The following is a 24,377-nucleotide window of genomic DNA, read 5'->3' on the forward strand; positions in this document are numbered from 1 at the left end:
CCAATGACCGCATTCACCACCCGCCCCGAAATCCTCGGCACCTTCGGCGTCGTCACCTCGACGCACTGGATCGCCTCCGCCGTCGGCATGAGCATTCTCGAAAAGGGCGGCAATGCCTTCGACGCCGCCGTTGCGACCGGCTTCGTGCTGCAGATCGTCGAGCCGCATCTCTGTGGGCCGGGCGGCGACATGCCGGCCATCCTCTATTCGAAGAAGAAGGACAAGATCGAGGTCATCTGCGCCCAGGCACCGGCGCCGGCAGGCGCAACGATCGAGCATTACACGCGCGAGGGATTGAAGCTGATCCCCGGCGATGGCCTGCTTGCGACCGTCATCCCCGGAGCCTTCGACGGCTGGATGCTGATGCTGCGCGATTACGGCCGGCTGACCGTCCGCGACGTGCTGGAACCGGCGATCCATTATGCCGAAAAGGGCCATCCCGTCCTGCCGCGCGTTTCCGCCACCATCGCAGGGCTTGCCGATTTCTATCGCAAGGAATGGCCGACATCCTACGAGACCTGGCTCCCCGGAGGCTCCGCCCCGGAACCCTGGTCCAACTTCAAGAACCCGGTTCTCGCCGAAACCTGGAAGCGCGTCGTCGCGGAAGCCGAAAGCAAGAGCGACCGCGAAGCCCAAATCGAGGCGGCGCGCGATGCCTATTACCGCGGTTTCGTTGCAGAAGCGATCGACAGCTATGTCAGCAAGACCGAGGTCATGGATGCGAGCGGCGCCCGCCACAAGGGCGTGCTGACCGCCGAGGACATGGCCAACTGGCGCGCCACCATCGAAGAGCCGCGAACCTATGACTATCATGGCTGGACGGTCGCCAAGATCGGCCCCTGGGGTCAAGGTCCTGTCTTCCTGCAGACGCTGTCGCTGCTCAAGGGCTTTGATCTCGCCAGCATGGACCCCGCCGGTGCGGACTTCGTCCATACGGTCACCGAAGCCATGAAGCTCGCCTTTGCCGACCGCGAGGTCTATTACGGCGACCCGAATTTCACGCGTGTACCGCTGGAAGCCCTGCTGTCGGATGCCTATGCCGACGAGCGCCGCGGGCTGATTTCGCCAGAGGCGTCGCTTGCCTTGCGGCCCGGCAAGCTGTCGGGCTTCGAGAGCCAATACGATCTCACCATGAAGATGCTCGAAGCGCCGGAGGCCAAGAGCGGCCCGGTCTATGAGCCGACCATGTCGCATCTCACCGAAAAGCGCGGCGACACCGTGCATATCGATGTCATCGACCGCGAGGGCAACATGGTGTCGGTGACGCCATCGGGCGGCTGGCTGCAATCCTCGCCGATCATTCCCGGCCTCGGCTTCTGCCTCAATTCTCGCGCCCAGATGTTCTGGCTGCAGCAGGGCCTGCCCTCCTCGCTCGCACCAGGCAAACGGCCGCGCACGACGCTGACCCCGACGATGGCACTGCATGAGGGGCGCCCGACCCTCGCCTTCGGCACGCCCGGCGGCGATCAGCAGGAACAATGGCAGCTCGCCTTCTTCCTGCGCTATGTCCATCACGGGCTGAACCTGCAGGAAGCGATCGACAAGCCGCTGTTCCACAGCACGCATTTCCCGAGCTCCTTTTATCCGCGCACCCGCGAACCGGGCGGCCTGACAGCAGAGGCGAATTTCAGCGCCGATGTGCTGGATAAGCTCCGAAAGAAGGGCCACCAGTTGACCGTCGCGCCGGAATGGACCGTGGGGCGGCTTACCGCAGCGCGGCGTGACGCGGATGGTCTCTTGCGCGCTGCAGCAACTCCGCGTTTGATGCAAGCCTACGCCGTTGGGAGATAGAGCCGATGACCTGGTCGATCGTTGCCCGAGAGCCGGAAACCGGACATCTCGCCATCGCCGTCGCCACGCGCTTCTTTGCGGTCGGCAGCATTGTGCCGCATATCCGTGGCGGCATCGGCGCGGTTGCGACGCAGGCCTTTGCCAGCCCGCTCTATGGCATCGATGGACTGGCGATGCTGGCATCAGGCCATGCACCCGGCGAGATTCTCGAAACACTGAGCGCCCGTGACGAGGGCCGCGAGCAGCGTCAGTTCCATCTGATCGACGGCAAGGGCAACAACGCTGCCTTCACCGGCGCCAAGTGCATCGATTGGGCGGGCCATCTGGTCGATGACAACGTGTCGGTCGCCGGCAATATGCTCGCCGGACCGCAGGTGATTGCAGAAACGCTTGCAACCTTCAAGAAGACCGAAGGAAAGCCGCTGGCTGAACGGCTGCTCGAAGCCATGCGCGCTGGCGAATATGCCGGCGGCGACAAGCGCGGCAAACAATCGGCCGCACTCGTCATCCACCGCGATCAGGATTACGCTTGGCTGAACATCCGCGTCGACGACAACGCCGATCCGCTTGCCGAGTTGGAGCGGCTCTATGCGGTCGCGCAGGAGCGTTATCTCCATGTCGCCGAGACCATGCCGACGCGCCAGAATCCAAGCGGCATGATCGACCGCCGCGAGATAGACGAGAAGATTGCTGCACTTGAGGCCAAAAGGGTGGCCGAAGGCCGACCCTCGGCTTCCCGTGCGACGATGGCAGCTCTATCGTGAGTAACCTCAATTGAAGCCTGACCAATGGTAAAATCATAAAAGGGAACTTCATGCCGACCATTGCAGCTCGAACGACCAACCCAGGCTCCCAGCCTGTTCTTTCTGTCTCCAATCTCACCACGTCGTTTCTCGTCGATGGCGAGTGGCGTGAGGTCGTGAAGGACATTTCCTTCGATGTCATGCCGGGGGAAACGGTCGCCATCGTCGGCGAAAGCGGTTCGGGCAAGAGCGTGACGTCGCTTTCGATCATGCGGCTGCTTGCAAGGGCCAACAGCCGCATCGAGGGCGCAGTCAGGCTCAACGGCCGCGATCTGCTGACATTGCCGGAGGCCGAGATGCGCAAGGTGCGCGGCAAGGATGTCGCCATGATCTTCCAGGAGCCGATGACTTCTCTCAATCCGATCTTCACCATCGGCCGGCAGATTTCCGAGGCGCTCACCTGCCACGGCAACATTTCCAGGGCCGAGGCGAAGGCGGAAACGATCCGTCTGCTCGAGAAGGTGCGCATCCCCAACGCGTCCTCGCGCTTCGACGAATATCCGCACCAGTTTTCCGGCGGCATGCGCCAGCGTGTGATGATCGCGATGGCGCTTGCTAGTCGCCCGAAACTCCTGATCGCCGACGAGCCGACGACCGCGCTCGACGTGACCATCCAAGGGCAGATTCTCGACCTCATCAAGGTGCTGCAGGAAGAGGAAGGTATGTCCGTCCTCTTCATCACCCACGACATGGGCGTCGTCGCTGAAATTTCCGATCGCACCATCGTCATGTATCGCGGCGAGGCGGTGGAGACCGGCAAGACCGACGATATCTTCCATCGCGGCCAGCATCCCTATACTCGCGCCCTGCTGTCAGCCGTGCCGCGTCTCGGTTCGATGAAGGACCAGCCGCAGCCGCTGCGCTTCCCGGTCTTGGACGCGAGCACCGGCGAACGCAGCGAACCGAAGGCGCTCGCGGATACCGTCGATCACGGCAAAACGCCGGTCCTTGAAGTGAAAAACCTCGTTACGCGGTTCGACCTCCGCGGCGGCCTGCTTGCCCGCCCTACAGGCGCCATCCATGCGGTCGAAAATGTCTCCTTCGATCTCGCCCAGGGGGAAACGCTGTCGCTGGTCGGCGAATCCGGCTGTGGGAAGTCGACGACGGGGCGCTCCATCATGCGCCTCATCAACCCCAAATCCGGCGAGGTTCGCCTCGACGGTTATGACGTGATGAAGCTCAATACGCCCGATCTGCGCCGGATGCGCCGCAGCATCCAGATGATTTTCCAGGACCCGTTCGCGAGCCTTAATCCGCGCATGACGATCGGGGCGGCAGTCGCCGAGCCCTTCATCGAACATCGCTTGGGCTCACGTGCCGAAGCGCGGGAAAAGGCGGCCGATCTTCTGGAACGCGTCGGCCTGAAAGCCGATATGATGAGCCGTTATCCGCACGAATTTTCGGGCGGTCAGCGCCAGCGCATCTGCATCGCCCGCGCACTTGCCCTTGATCCGAAGGTGATCGTTGCCGACGAAAGCGTTTCGGCGCTCGACGTGTCGATCAAGGCGCAGGTCTGCAATCTGCTGATGGATCTGCAGCAGAGTCTCAATCTCTCCTATCTCTTCATCTCGCACGACATGGCCGTGGTGGAGCGTGTCAGCCATCGCGTTGCGGTCATGTATCTTGGCGAAATCGTCGAGATCGGCCCCCGCGCTTCCGTGTTCGAAAATCCGCAGCACCCCTACACCAAGAAGCTGATGGCGGCAGTTCCGGTGCCGGATCCGTCACGGCGCGGCATCCGGCGCAACCTCGCAGTCGACGAGTTGAAGAGCCCAGTGCGCCCCGTCGGCTATCAGCCACCTGCGCGACACTACCGCGAAGTCTCGCAGGGCCATCTGGTTCGAATGGAAGAGGCCGCCTGAGGCGCATTCTGACCTTGACGCCACCGAATTCCGGGCAAATATCGGCATCCTGTTTTCCATCTCATCTGGAGTGAATGATATGACCGATAACGTGCTCGATATTCCGGTAAAGAGGATCGACGGTAGCGATACGACGCTTGCCGACTATCGCGGCAAGGTCATCATGGTCGTCAATGTCGCGTCCAAATGCGGCCTGACGGTGCAGTACGAAGGGCTGGAAAAGCTCTATGAGGACAAGCGCGGCGAAGGCCTCGTCATCGCCGGCTTCCCGGCCAATGATTTCAAGGGCCAGGAGCCGGGTACCGACAAAGAGATTCTGGACTTCTGCACGCTGACCTACGACGTGCAGTTCCCGATGTTCTCCAAGATCGCCGTCACAGGCGAAGCGCGCCATCCGCTCTATAACAATCTCATCGCCTCAGGCGTCGAGACGACCGGCGACGGTCCGATGCGCGTCCGCCTGGCCGAACGCGGCCTGCACACCGGCGAAAACGGCGGCATCGTCTGGAATTTCGAGAAATTCCTGATCGGCCGCGACGGCAAGGTTGCAGCCCGCTTTGCGCCCGACGTAACCGCCGACGATCCGCGCCTACTCTCGGTTCTGGAAAAGGAACTGGCGCGCGCCGGCTGAGGCGCCCGGTACCTTTTAGGTCTCCAAAATAACGCATCACATCAATAGGTTGCGCCATCTTTCAAGGCGAGGGCCTGGCGTGTTCAGCCGGATGGCGTAATTGCCTGCCCTCCAGCCTGGGAGTATCTTTCCCAATCCGAATACATCGTGACGGAACGCTGCATCAATTCTGATGGGAGGATGTCATGCGCGAACCTGATATGCAGAAACTCGATACCCTTGTCGGGCGCCTGGTCGGCGATCTCGGCGCGGCGGTCTCCGGCGTGCTGGTGACGCTCGGAGACCATTTGGGCCTGTTCAAGGCCATGGCTGACGGAACGCCGAGAACTTCGGCTGATTTGGCCGACAAAGTCGGTGTGAAAGAGCGCTATGTGCGCGAATGGCTGTCAGCCCAGGCAGCCGCCGACTATGTCAGTTATGACGACAAGACCGAGCGCTTCTACCTGACGCCGGAACAGGCGATGGTATTTGCGGAGGAAAACAGCCCTGCCTTCTTCGCAGGCGCCTTCGATGTCGTCCAGTCCATGTGGATCGACGAACCGAAGGTCGTCAACGCCTTCAAGACCGGCAGCGGCCTCGGCTGGCATGAGCACAGCGCCTGCCTGTTCCGCGGCACCGAGCGTTTTTTCCGGCCTGGCTACAACAGCCATCTCATTGCGGAATGGATACCGGCGCTCGACGGCATGCAGGAAAAGCTCGAGGCCGGCGCGATCGTCGCCGATGTCGGCTGCGGCCACGGCGCCTCGACCATCCTGATGGCGGAAGCCTATCCGAACTCGACCTTCTTCGGCTTCGACTACCATCTCCCGTCCATCGAACGAGCGAAAGCTGCGGCGCAAGAAGCAGGCGTTGCGGGCCGCATCACTTTCGAGCAGGCGACCGCCAAGGACTTCCCGGCTGCCGACTACGATCTTGTGGCGATGTTCGATTGCCTGCACGACATGGGCGATCCCGTCGGCGCCGGCAAACACATCAAGGAAACCCTCGCCGATGACGGCACGTGGATGATCGTCGAGCCCTTCGCGCATGATTGCCTGAAGGACAATCTCAACCCCGTCGGCCGCGTCTACTACGGCGCTTCAACGATGATCTGCACACCGGCCTCGCTGTCGCAGGAAGTCGGGCTGGGCCTGGGCGCGCAGGCTGGCGAGCTGAAACTGCGCAAGGTCGCCATGGATGCAGGCTATTCGCATTTCCGCAAGGCGACTGAAACGCCATTCAACATGGTCTTCGAAGTCAGGGCATGAAGATTGTGCCGCGCGTTTCGTCCAACGCGCGGCACCGCATCTTATAGACGCTGCCCGTCTTCACCGAACAATGATGCGAGCGCCGGCTGGAAATAAACCGGCTGCTCGGTGTCGAGCGTGACATCCTCATCGGCATCGATGCGGACCGACAGCGTCTCACTGCCCACCTGACCCCAGATCAGATTGTCCGAGCCCATGGGCTCGACGATGGTGAAGGTCGCCGGCAGGCTGGCGGCCCGCCCGCCCGCAGGCTGGAACTGCATTTGTTCGGGCCGGACACCAAGCGTCGCCTTGCGGCCTTCACCGGGTGTGCCGGAAAAATCGTAGCCGTTAAGATCGATCGTCCGGCCATCGGGTAAGGTGAAAGCCGGAACGCCGCCATTGCTTGTCACCTGCCCGGACAGGAAATTCATCGACGGCGAACCGACGAAACCGGCAACGAAGCGATTGACCGGGCGGCGATAGATCTCCTTCGGCGTGGCGAATTGCTGGATGACGCCGCCGCTCATGACGGCGATGCGATCCGCGAGCGTCAGCGCCTCGATCTGGTCGTGCGTGACATAGATCATGGTGGAACCGAGGCCGCTATGCAGGCGCTTCAGCTCGACGCGCAGCTCGGTCCTGAGCTTGGCGTCGAGGTTGGAGAGCGGCTCGTCGAACAGGAAGACATCGACGTCACGCACGAGCGCACGGCCGATGGCGACGCGCTGGCGCTGGCCGCCGGAAAGCTCTCCCGGTCGCCGCTTGCGCAAGGGGTCGATCTGCAGGATCTGCACGGCGCGGTCGACACGCTGGGCGATCTCGCCCTTCGCCATGCCGGCAATGCGCAGCCCGAAGGAGAGATTTCCTTCGACGGTCATCGTCGGATAAAGCGCATAGGACTGGAACACCATGCCGATACCGCGATCCTTCGGCTCTTCCCAGGTCACGTTCTTGTCACCGATCCAGATCTGGCCGTCGGTAATATCGGTCAGCCCGGCAATGGCGTTGAGCAAGGTCGACTTGCCGCAGCCGGAAGGGCCAAGCAGCACGATGAACTCGCCGGATTGTATCTCGAGATTGAGCGATTTCAGGACGCTGACGCTGCCGAAATCGATTGCAAGTTCGCGAATGGAAACATTGGCCATGAACTATCCCTTGACTGCGCCGGCGGTGATGCCGCGCACGAACCAGCGGCCCGAGCCGAAATAGACGATCAGCGGAACCAGAGCGGTGAGGATGGTCGCCGCCATGTTGACGTTGTAGAGCTTCTCGCCCTGGGTGGAGTTGACGATGTTGTTGAGCTGCACGGTCATGGGGAAGTTTTCCCGGCCGGCGAAAACCACGCCGAAGAGGAAGTCGTTCCAAATGCCGGTCACCTGCAGGATCGCTGCAACCACCAGGATCGGGATCGACATCGGAATCATCAGCCGGAAGAAGATCTGCCACAGCCCCGCGCCATCGATGCGAGCTGCCTTGAAGAGCTCCATCGGCAGGCTCGAATAATAGTTGCGGAACAGCAGCGTCAGCACCGGCAGGCCGAAGACCGTGTGGGTGATGATGATGCAGGGCAGCGTCGAATAGATGCCGACGTCGCGATAGATCAGGACCAGCGGGTAGATGAAGACCTGGTAGGGGATGAAAGCACCGAGCAGCAGGATGGCAAAGAGCACGTTTGCCCCTTTGACCCGCCAGAATGACAGAGCGTAGCCGGTGAGCGACGAGATCAGGATCGACAGGATCATGCTCGGAATCAGGATCTTCACCGAGTTCCAGAAGCCGACGCTGATACCGCCGCATTCAAGCCCGGTACAGGCCGTGCTCCATGCCTGCACCCAGGCATCCGCCGTCCACATTTGCGGAAAGGCGAAGATGTTGCCCTGGCGGATCTCCGGCATGGATTTGAACGAGGTGACGAGCATCACGTAAAGCGGCAGCAGGAAGAACAGGGCCGCGAGGACGAGAAAGAGATAAAGGCCGATGCGTCCAGGGGTCAGATGCTGCGGCTTGCGGCCGGTCGGACCCTGCATAGCACCAGTGACGGAAGATGGCGTCGTCATCAGTTCCCCCTCGGCTTTTCGCGGAAATATTCATAATAGAGCCACGGCGTCACCAGAATGACCACGGTGACGAACATGACGGTCGATGCCCCGGTTGCAAGGCCAATATTGCCGCGCCCGAACAGGTAATCCATGATGAATTTCCCGGGCACTTCGGTCGAGATCCCCGGACCGCCGCCGGTGGTCGCCAGAACCAATTCGTAGACCCTGACGACGGCAATCGCCAGAAGCACGCTGGCGGTGATGATGGTCGGTCTCAGAATCGGGATGACGATATGAAGATAGACCCGCCAGCTCGGTATGCCGTCGATGCGCGTCGCCTTCCATAATTCCCGGTCGACGCCGCGCAGGCCCGCGAGCATGATCGCCATGACAAGCCCGGACGATTGCCAGATGCCGGCAAGCACGATGACATAAAGCGCGAGATCGCTCTGGACGATCCAGTCGAAGCGGAACCAGGTGAAGCCGACACTGTCGGCAACCTTTTGCAGGCCGAGCGTCGGATTCATGATCCATTGCCATACGAGCCCGGTCACGATGAAGGACATGGCAAAGGGATAGAGGAAGATCGTCCGGAAGGTATTTTCGAAGCGAACCTTCTGATCGAGCGCGACGGCTAGAAGGAAGCCGAGGATCAGACAGCCGGCGATGAAGAGAATACCGAAGACGACGACGTTCTGCAGCGACAGTAGCCAGCGCGCCGTCGAGAAAAGCCGCTCATACTGCTTGGTCCCGACGAATATGTTGACCGGCAGCACCTTGCTGTCCGTGAACGATATCCAGATGTTCCAGACGACCGTGACGACATAGGCGAGAAGCACGATGGCGAAAGCCGGAAACAGGGCCACATAGGGCGAAATATGCATCTTCCTGCGGCTGACGCTCGCAGGCGCGACAGCCGCCTTTACGGCGGTGGCGCTTGTATCTGGGCTGCTCATGGGCGCGCTCCTCCTCAGCATTCATGGAAGCCGGCGGCAGGCGAGCCTGCCGCCGCATGGATGTCGATCGAAGCTTACTTCGCCTGTTCGATGACCTGCGCAAACTGCGTGGCGAACTGGTCCGCCGTCATGCTGGGCGTCGTCCAGTATTGAGCAATGAGATCGCCTTCGGTCTGGACGATGTCCTGCGGGGTCAGCACGTCGGGCGCCAGGATCTGGCGGCTCGGGTCCTTGAGCGCGTTCAGGCCCTTCTGGGCGCAGGCGTCGAGCTTCGACGTATCGACGTCGAGACGCACGGGTACGGAACCCTTCTTGGAGTTGAAGGCGAGCTGGCCCTCCTTCGACATAATGACCGTTGCGAGCAGGGTCTGGGCGTCGGTGGCCGTCTTATCCTTAAGGACAGGGAAGACGAAGATGTCGCCACCCATCATGAAGTTGGATTCGCCCGGTCCGAGAATGCAGCCGAAATCCTTGTCGGCGACGAGACCGGCATGGATGAATTCACCCTTGGCCCAGTCGCCCATGAACTGGATACCGGCCTTGCCGTCGATCAGCATGCCGGTCGCGACGTTCCAGTCTCGGTTCGGGCTGCCTGCGTCCTGATAGTTGCGCAGCTTGGCGAAAACTTCCGCCACATGCTTGAACTTGTCGGACTTGACGGCATCGGTGTCGAGATCCTTCCAGACCTTGGCATAAAGATCCTTGCCGCCCTCGCCGAGCAGGATGGCGTTGAACATCGACTGCAGCTGCCAGGGCTGGCCGCCGACAGCGACCGGGATCAGGCCGGCGGCCTTGATCTTGTCGAGCGCGGCAAACATTTCATCCCAGGTCTTCGGCTCTTCCGTCACGCCGGCCTTGGTGAAGACGGCCTTGGAATAGAAGACCCAGTTCTGGCCGTGGTCGTTGATGGGAGCGCCGTAGATATGGCCCTGGAACTGGATGGCCTGATAGAAGGATGGTGTCAGGACGGATTTCCAATCCTGCTCCTTGGCAAGATCGTCGAGGGGCCGCAGCAGACCCTGCTGGGCCAGTTCGTTCATCTGCGTGCCGGTGTTGAACTGCATGGCCGTCGGCGGATTGCCGCCGATGATGCGGTTGATGCCGATCGGACGAGCAGTCGAGCCGGAGCCGGCAATTGCGGTATCGACCCATTCGCCGCCAGCAGCGTTGAAGGCCTTGGCCAGTTCCTTCACGGCTGCGGCTTCACCGCCCGAAGTCCACCAATGCAGAACTTCGGCCTTCTTGCCTTCGGCCAGAGCGCCGGTCACGCTCGCCGCGACCAGCGCCGTGGCGCCGACCAATGCCATCATCAATTTGCGCATGCGTTCCTCCTCCTTTGACGGCGTTCTTCAAACGCCTTTCTTCAGCCGCCGCCGTCTCCAGACATCGGATGCCGAATCTCCTGATCCTCCAAACTGTGCGGCAAGGCCTCCGTTCCCTGCAGCAAGTGAGCAATGCTTCCTCAGGCATTGCCCCTTCGTCAAGCCCGCAGTCCAAAAGGACCGCATTTTCTCAACTCTATAGCGCACTCAATGAGAAACGTCCCTCATTTATTGTGCGCGGTATTGGGTCGGGGCGACCGCAACTACTGTGGATTGCAACCGCAGAACGCGATTGCGCCGAACGCTCGAATGCCGTCATCACCTCGAGGGCATGGAAAGCCAGTTCCGACGATACCCGATGCTGGCGTCCCGAGCGAAGGGAATCCACCATCTCCGCCGCGCCCAATCCGCGCAGACCGAGATGGCCGGGCACGCCCTCCGTATAAGGGTGATCGACGGGGATCTCCCTCCACGCATCGTCGCCATCGCGAAAAATGTCGACCTTGCCGCTGAAATTGTTCGGATCCGGCGTCACCATGGTCCCTTCGGAGCCGTAAAGCTCGATCTGATTGTGCTTGTGCTTGATAACATCGAAGCTGGTGGCGATGGTAACGGTCGCGCCGCTATGGAATTCCATGACGCCGGTCAGATGCGTCGGCACCAATACCTTGATCGTCTCGCCACGCCGAGGATCGGTCTTCACCGTACGTTCGATGCGGGTGATCTTCGCGGTGCCGAAGACCTCACGCACGGGACCGAGCAAGGCGATGAGGTTCGTGACGTAATAGGGGCCGACATCGAGCATCGGCCCGCCGCCGCGACCGTAGAAGAAGGCTGGATTGGGATGCCAATGCTCGTGGCCTGGCAACAACAGCATGGCGGTGGCCGAAATCGTCTTGCCGATGCGGCCCTCATCCAGCAGCCGCCGCGTCAACTGATGGCCGCCACCGAGGAAGGTGTCGGGCGCGCAGCCGAGCCGCAGGTCCCCTGCCCGCGCGATCGACATCAGCTCTTCGGCTTCCGCCATGGAGACGCCAAGCGGCTTCTCCGAATAGACATGCTTGCCGGCAAGCAGCGCCTTCTTGCTGATGGCATAATGCGAGACGGGCGTCGTCAGGTTGATGATCAGGCCGATTTCCGGATCGGAAAGCATCGCATCGAGCGCAACGGCTTCGATGCCGAACTGCTCGGCAAGTTTGCGGGCAGGCTCGCGATAGAGATCATAGACCGACTTCACGCGAATGAAATCAAACATATGCAGGGTCGCGACATAGGTGGCGCTGATATTGCCGGCGCCGACAATGCCGACTTTCATGGGTTCGTTGCTCATTGGCTTGCCTCTAGGAGATGGTGATATCGAGTTCGGCGGCAGCAGTGCGCAGATAGTTCATGCCGCGCCGCATTTCGTCGTCGAATTCAGCCGTCGCTTCGCGGAAATGGGTCCAATGCGACGCACCCGGCGCATCTTCCAGCTCCAGCGTGATCGGGCCGGAATAGCCGATGGCCTTGAGCGCCGCGAAGATCGCCTTCCAGTCGATCTTGCCGCGTCCGGGCCGCCAATGGGCGTTGGTGTGGCCCTCATTGTCGGAAAAGTGCGTGTTGAAGATCCTATCGCCGAGCGCCAGCACGACATAATGCGGCATGTCGCCGGCCGGAAAGAGGTGGCTCGGATCGAAGTTCAGGCCGAGATTGGCAACACCTGTGCGTTCGATCAGGCGCAGCATGCCCTGACCGGAGCTGACCCAGCGATAGGGATGCGGCTCGATCGCGACCTTGAGACCCGCCGCGGCGGCAATCTCGCAAGCTCGGGCAAAACCTTCGACCACGGCATCATATTCGCCCGTCCAATCCCATTGCGGTTCGACGGCCGCACTCCATTCCTGCGAAATCGGTCGCTGCAGGATCGGCTTGACGTCGGATTGAAACGGATAGGGCGTCATGCTGGTGACGATCGGCGTGCCGATGGCAGCCGCGACATCCATGCCGCGCTTGTAACCTTCGAGATCGACAGTCGAGACGGCAGCACCAGGGGCACGGCTGAACGGCAGGTTGAAGAAGAAGTTGGTGAGCACCAGCCCCTCTCCGTCTGCAATCCCCTTCAACTCGCGGATCGTTTCGGGCGTGTAGTAGCTCAGCATCTCCACCGACCAGGCAGTGAGCTCGAAACCCTTGCAGCCCGTGGCAGCGAGGCGCCGCAACGGCGCCTGATACGGCGGATTCCAATTGAAGGTCCAAATAGGCGATCCGAAAAAAAGCGATCCTTCGCTCACGTCATCCTCCCTTGCAATACGGACCTGCCCTGAGCAGAGCCTCCCGCACCTGAACAAATGAGCCTTGCCGACGAGCCTCCTCGCTCGAAACCGGCAATTCGTAACGTTACGATTATGGAAAAAAGGGAGACTGTCAATCGACTATTTTCTGGTCGATTAATGTTCAATATTGCTCAATCTACAAATTCGTAACGTTACGAATACTTTCTCGGCGCCTGCTCATCCGGCAAGCATCAACATTCTTCAAACGTGACGTGACTGGCTCTGGTGATCGACGAAAGCGGCTCGGACGACTTCGCGCAGATCGGCCGGATTTTCGCCGGCAATTGCCCGATGCAGGAAGGCGGCCAATCGCTCGCCTATGGCATGGTTCGAATAGTGGAAGGTACTCAAAGGCGGGTTGAAGAAATCGGGCAGCGCGGTGCCGCCATAGGTGATCAGCGCGAAGTCCTTGCCGGCCTGCCGCCCGGCATCGCGCAGGCCTGCGAGGAAACCGAGAGCAGCCTCTTCGCTGGCGACGAAGGCGGCCGTCGCTGCCGGATTCTGCGCTGCTATGTGCTTTGCCATCTCGCGACCATTGTCGGGTGTGGCCGTGGTGAAATGGATGCCATCATCAGGCACATCGAGGTGACGCTCGGCAAAAGTCCTGCGCCAGCCCCTTACGAATTGCAGGCTGTAAGTGAATTGCTGGCTGGGCGCGATCAGCAGCGGCTTGTCGTGGCCGGCATCAAGCAGAAGACGCGCAGCCTCCGCGCCGATCACTTCATGATCGAGATCGATGCTCGGGTGAACACTCAGGAGTTCGGTTCGCCCGAAGGTGACAAAGGGCATGCCGACCTCGAGCAGATATTTGACGCGATCGTCCTGCGGGGTCGTATGGGTGATGACGATGCCGTCGACCGATCCCTCCTCGACGATATCGCGCACGGTCGCCAGCGGATCGTCGGCCTGGAGCTGCGGGACGATGGTGGTCCGATACCCGCGTGCCTTCATATAGCGTGAAGCGCCCTCGATCAGCGAGGCGACGACGATGTTCATCTCGCCCTCGCGGCCGAAAGGCAGCACGATGCCGATCGCATGGGTCTTGCCGGTGCGCAGGTTGATGCCGCCGAGATTGGGGCGATAACCGAGTTCACCGGCCACACGCTTGACCAGCTCGATGGTCTCGCGATTGACCTCTGGGCCTTCCTTGAGGGCACGGCTGACTGTCGTGACCGAAAGACCGAGAGCCGTAGCCACGGTTCGCAAGGTCACGCGCTGACCTACATCGCGACGCAAGCCGCGTCCTACCGCCAATCCCTGCACCTTCGCCAAATCATTCCGCTCCGCCATATCGGCGCGAGAATGCCCGCAGGCGGGTGACGATGCAAGCACAGGCTGCGATCAAAGTCGACGAGGGGAGACGTGCGTGTTTGGGCTGTTATCCGATAGTGTCACGCGACATCAGGACACAACCTTAAGCATCGATATTCAGCCAGCATTCAGGAAGGCAATTTTAAGGTGCATGTCGTTAGGAATTCTATCGTTAGGGGAAGCTCATGGACAAATATACCAAGACCGTATTGACCGTCATTGCCGTCGCACTCGCGGCAATCGCCATCCAAAACACAATTACGCCGGCGCAAGCCGTCGGTGGCGGCTGCGGTACGGAGACCTACCGGCCCTGCTATGTCAAGCTGGTGAACTAGAGCGGATTCAGATTTTAGGTCGAACAGACCTAAAATCATCCGGCCCTAGCGCAACCACCGCTGCCCGTGGAATACCTCGGGCAGCTTTTATCCCAGCCGATTATGAACCAGCGCCTTTTCGCGCAGCCTGAATGGCCGTGCGTGCGCCGGCGCGCAGCTGCGCCGTTTCCGTGCCGGCGATGACCAGATCGAGGCCGAGCTTCAGATATTCTCCAGCGCGTGCACCATCGCCGCCGAAGGCGCAGATCAGTTTGCCATGGGCGCGGCAGCGTGCCAGCGCGGTTGCAAGCGCCTGATCGATCGCAGCGCTGTCCGGTGCCAGCCGCGCGCCGTTAGACAGCGCGATCGAAAGATCCGACGGGCCAACGAAGATGCCGTCGATGCCGTCGACGGCGAGGATCTCGTCGATCGCATCAAGCGCCATGCGGGTTTCGACCATGGCGATGGTGACGGTCAGGCTGTTGGCGTTCTGCAGATAGTCTTCGGCAGGCAGGCCGAAATGATTGAGCGCCAGCGATGGCCCCCAGCTGCGCTCGCCGAGCGGCGGATACTTCGTCGCTTGCACCAGGGCGCGCGCATCATCGGCAGAGTTGATCATCGGCGCGATGATGGCAGAGGCGCCGGCATCGAGAAGCCGCGAGGCGGAGGCGAAATCGCCGACGGGAATGCGGGCAATCGCCGGCTTGCCGGCCAGACGTACATAGGCAATCCCGTTGGCGGCAGATTCCATGTTCCACATGCCATGCTGCATATCGAGCACAACGGTATCGAAATCTTCCTGCGCCAGATGGTTGACGAGCATCGGATCGGGTATGCCGACCCAGCCGGAGATCATGCCGCCGTTCTCGCGGCGCTTCAGGCGTCCGGCAAAACCGTTAATGTCAGTCGTCATCGTCTTTCCTCACCTATCAACGGGCTCTGTCTTTTCAAGCCAGCCTCGAACGCCAAATCATGGCGAGCCGTTGCAATCGACAATACTCAATTCCCATCGCCGGGCCACTCGAAAGTGCGCATGCGATAGACACAAATCGACAAAACACAGCTTCGACCGTCGTCGCTTGCCGTGCATGAAGGTGATTTTCAATCTGCCTGACGACCATGACAGATGTGCAGCTATTTTCGTCGGTTAGCAGCCCTTACAAGGCACCAAGGCGTGACTGAAGACGAGCAATGCCGGCAGACAGACGGCATTGCCCGACCATAAGATTTCGGCGGCTCCTTTCCGCTCAGCGCCCCGCAAAGCGCTGCTTTGCAAAGTCCGTGACAGGCGTGTAGAGGCTGATGAGCGTTCCCTCGGGATCGCGGATCTGCCCTGCCCGATTGCCCCATGGCATCAGCTTCGGTTCGTGCACGATCTCCACCTTGTCCTTCAGCCTTGCGAATTCGACATCGACATCGTCAACCTCGAATTCGATGATGACTGAGCGATTGGCGCAGGGTTCCGCGCTGCCTTCCTTGAACAGCGCGACGGTCTCCGCACTTCCGATCGCAAGCGTCGCCGAGGGGGTGACGATCTCGGCAAAGACGGGCGCCAGCCACTCGGCCGGGTGACCTATGACCAACTCATAAAAGCCGACCATTTTCTTGATGTCTGAGGCGATCAGACGCGTGGATGCCAGTTTCATTAAATACTCCTTCAAAAGTCCCGCCCGCTGTGTCGCTGGCGGCTCGAAGGCTCTTGTCGCATAGTCCTGTTGCCACCATACTGGCAGCAGGAGTCAGCAGGAATGCGTCGCGCCGACCGTTTGTTTCAGATCATACAGATATTGCGCCGGTCGAGCCGGCCGGTGACCGCTGCCGCGCTGGCGGATGAACTCGAAGTCTCCAAGCGCACGGTCTATCGCGACGTCGCCGACTTGATGGGCCAGCGGGTTCCGATCGAGGGCGAAGCGGGCTTCGGATATCTCCTCTCTCCCGATTACGACATGCCGCCGTTGATGTTGACGCGCGAGGAGATCGAGGCGGTCGTCCTTGGCACGCAGTGGGTTGCGGGGCGTGGCGACGAGATCCTCGCCAATGCCGCCCGCGACGTGGTTGCCAAGATCACCGCGATTGTGCCCGCACATTTGCGACCCTTGGTCCTTGAGCCAAGCGTTGGCGCCAGACCCGTGATTCCGGACATGGAAGAGGAGAGCGTCGATCTGCAGATGCTGCGGACCGCCGTGCGCGAAGGGCGAAAACTTCGGATGCGCTACCGCTCCGATGCGGATGAGGAAACTGCAAGGATCGTGTGGCCGGTTATCCTCGGCTATTCCGACACGAGCCGCATTCTGGTGGCATGGTGTGAGCTACGCCAGGGCTTCCGGCATTTCCGCACGGATCGGATTGTTAAGGCCGATATGCTCGATGAAAGTTACGGTCTTCGGCCAGGCGAATTGCGGCGCCGCTGGTCTGCCTGGCGAGAGGCAGAACTCCGGCAACCAGCGCGGCAAAAGTAAGTCTCGGGTGCCGACGTAATTGCGTGGCGGCACCCGCTAACCTCAGATGATCCCGCCACCGCCGGCGACGGAGGCCGGGCGTTCGCCGGCAACCTTGCGGCGATAGCCACTCGCCCTATAGGTCGCGACGGGATCGATGGCACCGCCGGCGCGGCGGCGTGCTTCGGCCAGGATCGGTTCGACATCGGCGCGATAAGCGCGCTTCAGCGTCTCCGACGCCATCAGCGCGTCATTCGCATCCTGATAGCCGTCCAGTGCTTTTCGATCGACGATCAGCGCCTGCGCATAGGCGCGGCGGATCTCGTTGGCACTGGAGATCAGGCTTTCGATCGGATCCGTGACATTGTGCGACTGGTCGATCATATGCGCCGGGTTGAAGTCGTTGATCCCGCGCCGTTCGGCATCGACAAGCTCATTGAAGACGAGGAACAGGCGATAGGGCTCGATGGCGCCGGCATCGAGATCGTCGTCGCCATACTTGGAATCGTTGAAGTGGAAGCCGCCGAGCTTGCCGAACTGGATGAGGCGCGCGACGATCATTTCGATATTGGTATTCGGCGCGTGATGGCCGAGATCGACGAGGCAATGCGCCTTGGGGCCGAGCGTCTGCGCAATCAGGTAGTTGGTGCCCCAATCCTGAACGACCGTCGAATAGAAGGCCGGCTCGTACATCTTGTGCTCGGAGAAAAGCCGCCAGTCGTCCGGCAGCGCCTTATAGATATCGGCCATGGCCGCAAGATAGCGCTCGAACGCCTTGGTGAAATTGGTCTGGCCGGGGAAGTTCGAGCCGTCGCCGATCCACACCGTCAGCACCTTCGAGCCGAGCGCCTTGCCGATTTCGATGCATTCGATGTTGTGCTCGACGGCCTGGGCGCGGGTTGCCGCATCGACATGGCTCAGCGAACCGAACTTGTAGGAATGCGCCTGACCGGGCGCATCGGAAAAGGTGTTGGAGTTCATGGCGTCGAAGCCGAGGCCGAGCGCATCGCCTTTCGCCTTCAGTTCGCGCGGATCGGCCTTGTCCCAGGGGATATGCAGCGAAACCCTTGGTGTTGCCCGCGTCAGCTGCTGAATGACGGCGCAATCATCAAGCTTGTCGAAGATGCCGCGCGGCTCGCCGGTGCCCGGGAAACGGGCAAAGCGCGTGCCGCCGGTGCCGACGCCCCAGGACGGAACAGCAACGAAGAATTCGGAAACCTTCTTGGTCACGGCTTCTATGTCTACGCCGCGACGGGCAAGCGAGGCGCCGAGCGCCTCATAATCGGATTTCAGCGCAGCGGCACGCTTGTCGTTTTCCGCAGCGACCAGATCCGGCGCAATCCTGTATTCGGCCATTTATTCCTCCCAGATACGTCATTCGAAACATTACTGTGCGATGACCCTGCTGGCCATCACCCGCCCTCGCCCTTCGAGGGCCCTACGGGCCACCTCAGGGTGAGGGCTGATCTCCCCGTCAGTTTGCGCTATCGCTACTCCACCCTCATGGTGAGGTGCGCTGCCGCAAGAGCGAAGCGAAGGCGGCAGGGCCTCGAACCACGAGGATGGCCCTGAAGCTACCGCCTCCCCGCCAATCAGCGCGTAAAACTCTGCGCGTTACCGGCGTCGACGTTGATGATGTTACCTGTCGACTTCGCGGAAAGATCCGAAGCCAGGAAATAGATCGCCTCGGCAATGTCCTCGGGGAAGACATTAAGCTTCAGCATCGAGCGCTTGCGGTAATGTTCCTCCAGCTCGTCCACCTCGATCTTCGAGGAGGCAGCGCGCTGTTCGCGCCACTCGCCGTTCCAGATCTTCGAGCCGCGCAGGACGGCGTCGGGATTGACCGTATTGACGCGGATGCCGGCTTCAGCACCTTCCAGCGCCAGGCAGCGGGCGAGATGAATCTCGGCAGCCTTTGCCGTGCAATAGGCGGCGGCATTCGGCGAGGATGCCAGACCGTTCTTCGAAGCGACGAAGACGACGTTGCCACCGAGATTCTGACGGCGGAACAGCCGGAAGGCTTCGCGCGACACGAGGAAATAGCCGGTCGCGAGGATATCGATGTTGCGGTTCCACATCGAAAGCTCGGTGCTTTCGATCGGTGCGGACGAGGCGATGCCGGCGTTGGACACCAGAATATCTACGCCGCCGAATTCGACGCAGGCCTCGGCAAAGGAGGAGATGACGGCATCTTCCTTCGTCACGTCGAGCTTGACGCTACGCACCGCATCCGCGCCGTATCTCTTGGCGAAATCGGCCTGTGTGCTCTCAAGCGCCGCCTGGTCGATGTCAGCCAGAACGACACAAGCGCCCTCGCCCACCAGGCGTGCCGCCGTGGCGCGGCCGATGCCGCCGGCGCCGCCGGTGACGAAGGCCACCTTGCCGGCAAGACTCTTCGGCTTCGGCATGCGCTGCAGCTTTGCCTCTTCCAGCAGCCAATATTCGATATCGAAGGCTTCCTGTTCCGGCAGGCCCTGATATTCGGAAACCGTGGATGCCCCACGCATGACATTGATGGCGTTGACATAGAACTCGCCGGCAATGCGGGCAGTCGCCTTGTCGCGCGCAAACGAAAGCATGCCGACGCCGGGAACGAGGAAGATCACGGGGTTCGGGTCGCGCATGGCGGGCGAATTGTCATGCTTGCAATCATTATAGTAGCGCGCGTAGTCGGCGCGGTAGTCTTCCAGCGCCTTGTCCAGACCGGCAATCACTGCATCCACATCGGGCTTGGCCGGATCGAAATCGACGATCAACGGGCGGATCTTGGTGCGCAGGAAGTGATCCGGGCAGCTGGTGCCGAGCGCTCCGAGCGGCCGAAGGTTCTTCGAGTTGACGAATTCCAGCACGGCATCCTGATCATCGAAATCACCGAGCTTGCGCTCGGCCTTGCCGATGCGGCCGCGGATCTCGGGCATCAGCCGGGCGGCGATCGCGCGGCGCTCCGCTTGTGGCAGGCTCTGGGTGACAGCACCGCCGAAAATGGTCTTGCCTTCGGTCTTGGCTGCGAACCATTCGATCGCCTTGTTGATGATGGCAAGCGTCAGCTCGTAGCATTCCTTGGCATCGTTGGCCCAAGTGAAGAGGCCGTGGCTTTCGAGCACGACGCCCTTGGCGTTCGGATGCGCCTTGACGAAGGCTTCAAGGTCGAGGCCGAGCTGGAAACCCGGACGGCGCCAGGGTAGCCAGCCGATATCGTCACCGAAGATTTCACGGGTCAGCTCGCGCGAGTTCTTCGAGGCGGCGATGGCGATGATGGCGTCGGGGTGCATGTGGTCGACATGGGTAAACGGCACGAAGCCATGCAGTGGCGTGTCGATCGAAGCGGCGCGGGCGTTGAGGTTGAAGGTGCAATGCGGCAGGAAGCCGACCATGCGATCCTCGTCGGCAACGCCCTGGTAGATGTTCTTCAGGCTGTCGAGCTTGTCCTGATAGAGCGTCGCGAAACCATCGAGCTTGATGGTGCCGACATCGCCGCCGGAGCCCTTGACCCACAACACCCTAGCCTTTTCGCCGGAGAGCGGATCGGTTTCCATGACCTTGGCCGATGTGTTGCCGCCGCCGTAATTGGTGATACGCTTGTCGGCACCGAGCAGATTCGACCGATAGAGCAGCTTGCCCGGTTCATCGAGACCGGCTGCATATGCATCATCCCAACGGTTTTTCAGAAGCTGAACACCAGCCGCCATGTCGTCCTCCCTTAAGAATCAAGTCTTGCGGGCGGATCGGATCATGAGTGGAGCCGCCCTTTGTGAGCAGGGTATCGCTCACGTATAGTCACCTTGTCAATCGAAAACGATCAAATTCGATAATGTTGCGATGCAATATGAAAGTTTATGATCGTTTGTGATTGACACATTGTCATATTTGCGAAATAACCGCCATCAAGGAGGAGCCGATGCACGAACGTGAACGCCATCGCATTATTCTGAGCGCCGTACAGGAGAAGTCCGTCGTGACGATTCAGGATATTTCCGAGCTGACCGAGGCTTCGGAGGCGACCATACGCCGTGATATCGCTGCCCTGCACGTGCAGGGAAAGATCCGGCGCGTACGTGGCGGAGCGGAATCGATCCATCCTCCGCAGCTCGGCAATCTCGTCGGTCGACCCTTCCGCGTCTCAGAATCCGTCAACATCGATAAGAAACGCGCAATTGCGCGCAAGGCGGCAGAATTATGCAGCCCCGGTGATGCCATCATTATCAATGGCGGCACGACGACATTCCAGCTGGTCCATTATATCTCGGCTTTCCGCCTGCAGGTGATGACCAACTCCTTCGCGATCGCCGAACACCTGGTCAAGCACTCGAAAAATACGGTGACGGTGCCGGGCGGCGCGATCTATCGCGAGCAGAGCCTGATCCTTTCGCCTTTCGACAACGATACCACGCGCAATTTCTATGCACGACGGATGTTTCTCGGCGCACAGGGCGTCGGCCCTCTTGGAATCATGGAAGCGGATGGCCTGCTGATCCAGAGCGAGCAGAAGCTGATGCGCCAGGCGGACGAACTCATCCTCATGGTCGATTCCAGCAAGTTCCGGCAGCGCTCCAGCCTGATCCTTTGCCCGCTCGAGCAGGTTTCGACCATCATCACCGATGACGGCGTGACCGCCGAGACCGTGCGTATGATCGAGGATGCAGGCGTATCGCTTGTAATAGCAAACGTTTCGGCCGAGGCCGACGAGGAGGATTCCCCGTCGGTCGCATAAAATACGCGGCGATGGGGTGAGCATAGCCTATCAACTTTGGGAGGAAGTGACATGAACATAGCAAAGAAACTGGCGATCGGCGTGGCACTCGCGGCCACGCTTTTCGCAGGTGCTGCAAGCGCAAAGGACATTAAGATCGGTCTCGTGGTGAAGTCGCTGGGCAACGGCTTCTTCGAGGCCGCCAACAAGGGCGCACAGGAAGCCGCCAAGGATCTTGGCGGCGTGCAAGTGATCTATACCGGCCCGACCTCGACCACGGCCGAAGGCCAGATCGAAGTGATCAATTCGCTGATCGCACAGGGTGTCGATGCCATCGCGATTTCGGCCAATGATCCCGATGCAGTCGTCCCGGCGCTCAAGAAGGCGGCGCAGCGCGGCATCAAGGTCATCTCCTGGGATTCCGGCGTCGCCAAGGCCGGCCGCATCCTACAGCTGAACCCTTCGTCCAACGAGCTGATCGGCAAGATGTGCCTGACGCTCGCCAAGGATCATCTCGATGGCGGCAAGGGCAATTTCGCCATCCTGTCGGCAACGACCACCTCGACCAACCAGAACATCTGGATCGGCGAGATGAAGAAGCAGCTCAAGGATTTCCCGGGCCTCAACCTCGTCACGACCGTCTATGGTGACGATCTCTCCGACAAGAGCTATCGTGAAGCCCAGGGCCTCCTGACCTCGCATCCGGAAGTCAAAGTCATCGTCGCCCCGACGACCGTCGGCGTGCTCGCCGCTTCGCAGGCCGTCAAGGATGCCGGCAAGATCGGCCAGGTCTATGTGACCGGTCTCGGACTGCCGTCCGAAATGGCGGGCGCGATCAAGTCTGGCGCGACGAAGGAATTTGCGATCTGGAACCCGATCGATCTCGGCTATTCCGCAACGCAGATCGCCTATCGCCTGGTCAAGGGCGAGACCGACGGCAAGCCGGGCAGCGAGATCAATGCCGGCCGCATGGGCAAGATCAAGGTCGACGCAAACGGCGAAGCCGCCATGGCCGATCCGTTCGTCTACAACGCCTCGAACATCGATCAGTTCTCCAAGGTTTTCTGATCGATACCAGCATTCGCAGCACTCCGGCGGCATCAGCCGCCGGACCTGGTTTCACTGATCCGGTACATTGCTGATGACCACAGTCCTTCAACGCTCCATCGCGGACGCACCAGCCGCGAACAATCAGGCCATTCTGGAAATGCGCGGCATTTCCCAGATCTTTCCGGGCGTCAAAGCGCTGGATGGCGTCAGCATTTCGCTCTATCCCGGCAAGGTGACCGCCCTGATCGGCGAAAACGGCGCCGGCAAATCCACCCTCGTCAAGATTTTGACAGGTATCTACCGCCCGAACGAGGGCGAGATCCTCGTCGACGGCAAGCCGACGGCATTTGCCAATGCGCAGGCCGCCATCGATGCCGGCGTTACCGCCATTCATCAGGAAACTGTGCTCTTCGATGAATTGACCGTCGCCGAAAACATCTTCCTCGGCCACGCGCCGCGCACATCCTGGCGCACGATCGACTGGAAGACGATGAACAGCCGCTCGAAAGAGCTTCTGCAATCCCTCGAAAGCGCCATCGATCCGACAATCCGATTGAAAGACCTCTCCATCGCGCAGCGCCATCTCGTAGCAATCGCCCGCGCCTTGTCGATCGAGGCCCGCATCGTCATCATGGACGAGCCCACCGCCGCCCTGTCCCGCAAGGAAATCGACGATCTCTTCCGCATCGTCGAGGGGTTGAAGGCGAAGGGCAAGGCTATCCTGTTCATCAGCCACAAGTTCGACGAACTCTATGAAATCGCCGACAATTTCGTCGTCTTCCGCGACGGCCGCGACGTCGGCCATGGCGAATTGAAGTCGACTCCACAGGACGAGATCGTCCGCATGATGGTTGGGCGCGACGTCAAGGACGCCTTTCCGAAGGTGCCCGTTACCATCGGCGATACCGTTCTCGAGGTCGACAAATACTGTCACCGCACGGAATTCCGCGACATTTCCTTCAAGCTGAAGCGCGGCGAGATCCTCGGCGTTTACGGCCTGATCGGCGCCGGGCGCTCGGAGCTTTGCCAATCGCTCTTCGGCATCACCAAACCACTGTCCGGACGCCTGGCGCTCGATGGCCGCGAAATCCAGGTGCGCTCGCCGCAGGACGCCATTGGCGCCGGCATCGTCTACGTGCCGGAAGAGCGCGGCCGCCATGGCCTGGCGCTGCCGATGCCGATCTATCAGAACATGTCGCTGCCCTCGCTCGGCCGCACCTCGCGCAAGGGCTTCCTGAAGGCGGCCAATGAGTTCGCGCTTGCCCGTAAATATGCCGAACGGCTCGACCTGCGCGCGGCCGCGCTTTCCGTACCGGTCGGCACGCTCTCCGGCGGCAACCAGCAGAAGGTGGTCATCGGCAAGTGGCTCGCGACGCAGCCGAAGATCATCATTCTCGACGAGCCCACCAAGGGGATCGACATCGGCTCGAAGGCCGCCGTCCATGGCTTCATCAGCGAGCTGGCGGCCGAAGGCCTCAGCATCATCATGATCTCCTCCGAACTGCCCGAGATCCTCGGCATGTCGGATCGTGTGCTCGTCATGAAGGAAGGCCTGTCCGCTGGCCTTTTCGAGCGCGAAGGGTTGACGCCGGAAACGCTGGTGCGCGCCGCCACGGGAAATGCATAGGG

At 60.8% G+C, this 24,377-nt stretch carries 21 protein-coding genes; 10 read left to right on the plus strand and 11 right to left on the minus strand.

Going from position 1 to position 24,377, the window contains the following annotated elements:
• Positions 1-3 precede the first annotated feature (3 nt).
• The 5 genes from GA0061103_RS01980 to GA0061103_RS02000 all read left to right on the plus strand — a co-directional run bounded on the left by GA0061103_RS01980 (position 4) and on the right by GA0061103_RS02000 (position 6,334).
• Positions 4-1,791: a gamma-glutamyltransferase family protein gene (locus GA0061103_RS01980; RefSeq protein WP_092706588.1), complete on the plus strand. Its 1,788-nt coding sequence runs from the start codon at positions 4-6 to the stop codon at positions 1,789-1,791.
• A 5-nt stretch (positions 1,792-1,796) separates the two neighbouring features.
• Complete coding sequence (locus GA0061103_RS01985) at positions 1,797-2,555, plus strand: DUF1028 domain-containing protein (RefSeq protein WP_092706590.1); 759 nt, start codon at positions 1,797-1,799, stop codon at positions 2,553-2,555.
• A 50-nt stretch (positions 2,556-2,605) separates the two neighbouring features.
• Positions 2,606-4,456: an ABC transporter ATP-binding protein gene (locus tag GA0061103_RS01990; protein WP_092706592.1), complete on the plus strand. Its 1,851-nt coding sequence runs from the start codon at positions 2,606-2,608 to the stop codon at positions 4,454-4,456.
• 79 nt (positions 4,457-4,535) lie between these two features.
• Positions 4,536-5,087 (plus strand): glutathione peroxidase, encoded by a 552-nt coding sequence (locus tag GA0061103_RS01995; protein WP_092706594.1) that lies wholly within the window; start codon positions 4,536-4,538, stop codon positions 5,085-5,087.
• Between the two features lie 185 nt (positions 5,088-5,272).
• On the plus strand, positions 5,273-6,334 hold the full coding sequence (locus GA0061103_RS02000; RefSeq protein WP_092706596.1) for a class I SAM-dependent methyltransferase: 1,062 nt from the start codon (positions 5,273-5,275) through the stop codon (positions 6,332-6,334).
• A gap of 41 nt (positions 6,335-6,375) precedes the next feature.
• Here GA0061103_RS02000 and GA0061103_RS02005 read toward each other — a convergent pair whose 3' ends face one another.
• The 7 genes from GA0061103_RS02005 to GA0061103_RS02035 all read right to left on the minus strand — a co-directional run bounded on the left by GA0061103_RS02005 (position 6,376) and on the right by GA0061103_RS02035 (position 14,181).
• Positions 6,376-7,461, minus strand: a complete 1,086-nt coding sequence (locus GA0061103_RS02005; RefSeq protein WP_092706598.1) for an ABC transporter ATP-binding protein — start codon at positions 7,459-7,461, stop codon at positions 6,376-6,378.
• Positions 7,462-7,464: 3 nt separating this feature from the next.
• Complete coding sequence (locus GA0061103_RS02010) at positions 7,465-8,373, minus strand: carbohydrate ABC transporter permease (RefSeq protein WP_092706600.1); 909 nt, start codon at positions 8,371-8,373, stop codon at positions 7,465-7,467.
• Entirely contained in the window at positions 8,373-9,239 is an 867-nt protein-coding gene (locus GA0061103_RS02015; RefSeq protein ID WP_245304691.1) for a carbohydrate ABC transporter permease, read from the minus strand. The genes GA0061103_RS02010 and GA0061103_RS02015 overlap by 1 nt, the downstream gene beginning before the upstream one ends.
• A 146-nt stretch (positions 9,240-9,385) precedes the next feature.
• Positions 9,386-10,633, minus strand: a complete 1,248-nt coding sequence (locus GA0061103_RS02020; protein WP_245304629.1) for an ABC transporter substrate-binding protein — start codon at positions 10,631-10,633, stop codon at positions 9,386-9,388.
• 196 nt (positions 10,634-10,829) lie between these two features.
• Positions 10,830-11,963, minus strand: a complete 1,134-nt coding sequence (locus GA0061103_RS02025) for a Gfo/Idh/MocA family protein (protein ID WP_092706604.1) — start codon at positions 11,961-11,963, stop codon at positions 10,830-10,832.
• A gap of 10 nt (positions 11,964-11,973) precedes the next feature.
• The gene (locus GA0061103_RS02030; protein WP_141694408.1) at positions 11,974-12,903 is read right to left on the minus strand and encodes a sugar phosphate isomerase/epimerase family protein; all 930 of its coding nucleotides are present in this window, start codon (positions 12,901-12,903) and stop codon (positions 11,974-11,976) included.
• A gap of 243 nt (positions 12,904-13,146) precedes the next feature.
• The gene (locus GA0061103_RS02035) at positions 13,147-14,181 is read right to left on the minus strand and encodes a LacI family transcriptional regulator (protein ID WP_162747691.1); all 1,035 of its coding nucleotides are present in this window, start codon (positions 14,179-14,181) and stop codon (positions 13,147-13,149) included.
• Between the two features lie 260 nt (positions 14,182-14,441).
• Here GA0061103_RS02035 and GA0061103_RS34945 point away from each other — a divergent pair, with 260 nt between their 5' ends.
• Entirely contained in the window at positions 14,442-14,591 is a 150-nt protein-coding gene (locus tag GA0061103_RS34945) for a hypothetical protein (RefSeq protein WP_167376509.1), read from the plus strand.
• Positions 14,592-14,691: 100 nt separating this feature from the next.
• Here GA0061103_RS34945 and GA0061103_RS02040 read toward each other — a convergent pair whose 3' ends face one another.
• Together GA0061103_RS02040 and GA0061103_RS02045 are read right to left on the minus strand one after the other, a co-directional pair.
• Positions 14,692-15,483: an HpcH/HpaI aldolase family protein gene (locus tag GA0061103_RS02040; RefSeq protein WP_092706610.1), complete on the minus strand. Its 792-nt coding sequence runs from the start codon at positions 15,481-15,483 to the stop codon at positions 14,692-14,694.
• A gap of 334 nt (positions 15,484-15,817) precedes the next feature.
• Entirely contained in the window at positions 15,818-16,216 is a 399-nt protein-coding gene (locus GA0061103_RS02045; protein ID WP_092706612.1) for a VOC family protein, read from the minus strand.
• Between the two features lie 102 nt (positions 16,217-16,318).
• On the opposite strand from GA0061103_RS02045, the gene GA0061103_RS02050 reads away from it, so the two are divergent.
• Positions 16,319-17,029: a helix-turn-helix transcriptional regulator gene (locus GA0061103_RS02050; protein WP_092706614.1), complete on the plus strand. Its 711-nt coding sequence runs from the start codon at positions 16,319-16,321 to the stop codon at positions 17,027-17,029.
• A gap of 42 nt (positions 17,030-17,071) precedes the next feature.
• Here the strand turns inward: GA0061103_RS02050 and rhaI are convergent, their stop codons facing one another.
• On the minus strand, positions 17,072-18,364 hold the full coding sequence (rhaI, locus tag GA0061103_RS02055) for an L-rhamnose catabolism isomerase (protein ID WP_092706616.1): 1,293 nt from the start codon (positions 18,362-18,364) through the stop codon (positions 17,072-17,074).
• A 236-nt stretch (positions 18,365-18,600) separates the two neighbouring features.
• Positions 18,601-20,697, minus strand: a complete 2,097-nt coding sequence (locus GA0061103_RS02060) for a bifunctional rhamnulose-1-phosphate aldolase/short-chain dehydrogenase (protein ID WP_092706618.1) — start codon at positions 20,695-20,697, stop codon at positions 18,601-18,603.
• Between the two features lie 209 nt (positions 20,698-20,906).
• Between GA0061103_RS02060 and GA0061103_RS02065 the strand changes: the two genes are divergently transcribed.
• The 3 genes from GA0061103_RS02065 to GA0061103_RS02075 all read left to right on the plus strand — a co-directional run bounded on the left by GA0061103_RS02065 (position 20,907) and on the right by GA0061103_RS02075 (position 24,375).
• Positions 20,907-21,719, plus strand: a complete 813-nt coding sequence (locus tag GA0061103_RS02065; RefSeq protein WP_092706620.1) for a DeoR/GlpR family DNA-binding transcription regulator — start codon at positions 20,907-20,909, stop codon at positions 21,717-21,719.
• 51 nt (positions 21,720-21,770) lie between these two features.
• Positions 21,771-22,766, plus strand: coding sequence for a rhamnose ABC transporter substrate-binding protein (rhaS, locus tag GA0061103_RS02070; RefSeq protein ID WP_092706622.1), 996 nt, complete (start codon positions 21,771-21,773; stop codon positions 22,764-22,766).
• A 73-nt stretch (positions 22,767-22,839) separates the two neighbouring features.
• Positions 22,840-24,375, plus strand: coding sequence for a sugar ABC transporter ATP-binding protein (locus GA0061103_RS02075; RefSeq protein ID WP_092706623.1), 1,536 nt, complete (start codon positions 22,840-22,842; stop codon positions 24,373-24,375).
• The last annotated feature ends 2 nt before the right edge of the window (positions 24,376-24,377 follow it).

Origin of the sequence: Martinezella multihospitum, assembly GCF_900094585.1 — a bacterium.
Taxonomy (GTDB): Bacteria; Pseudomonadota; Alphaproteobacteria; order Rhizobiales; family Rhizobiaceae; genus Rhizobium; species Rhizobium multihospitium.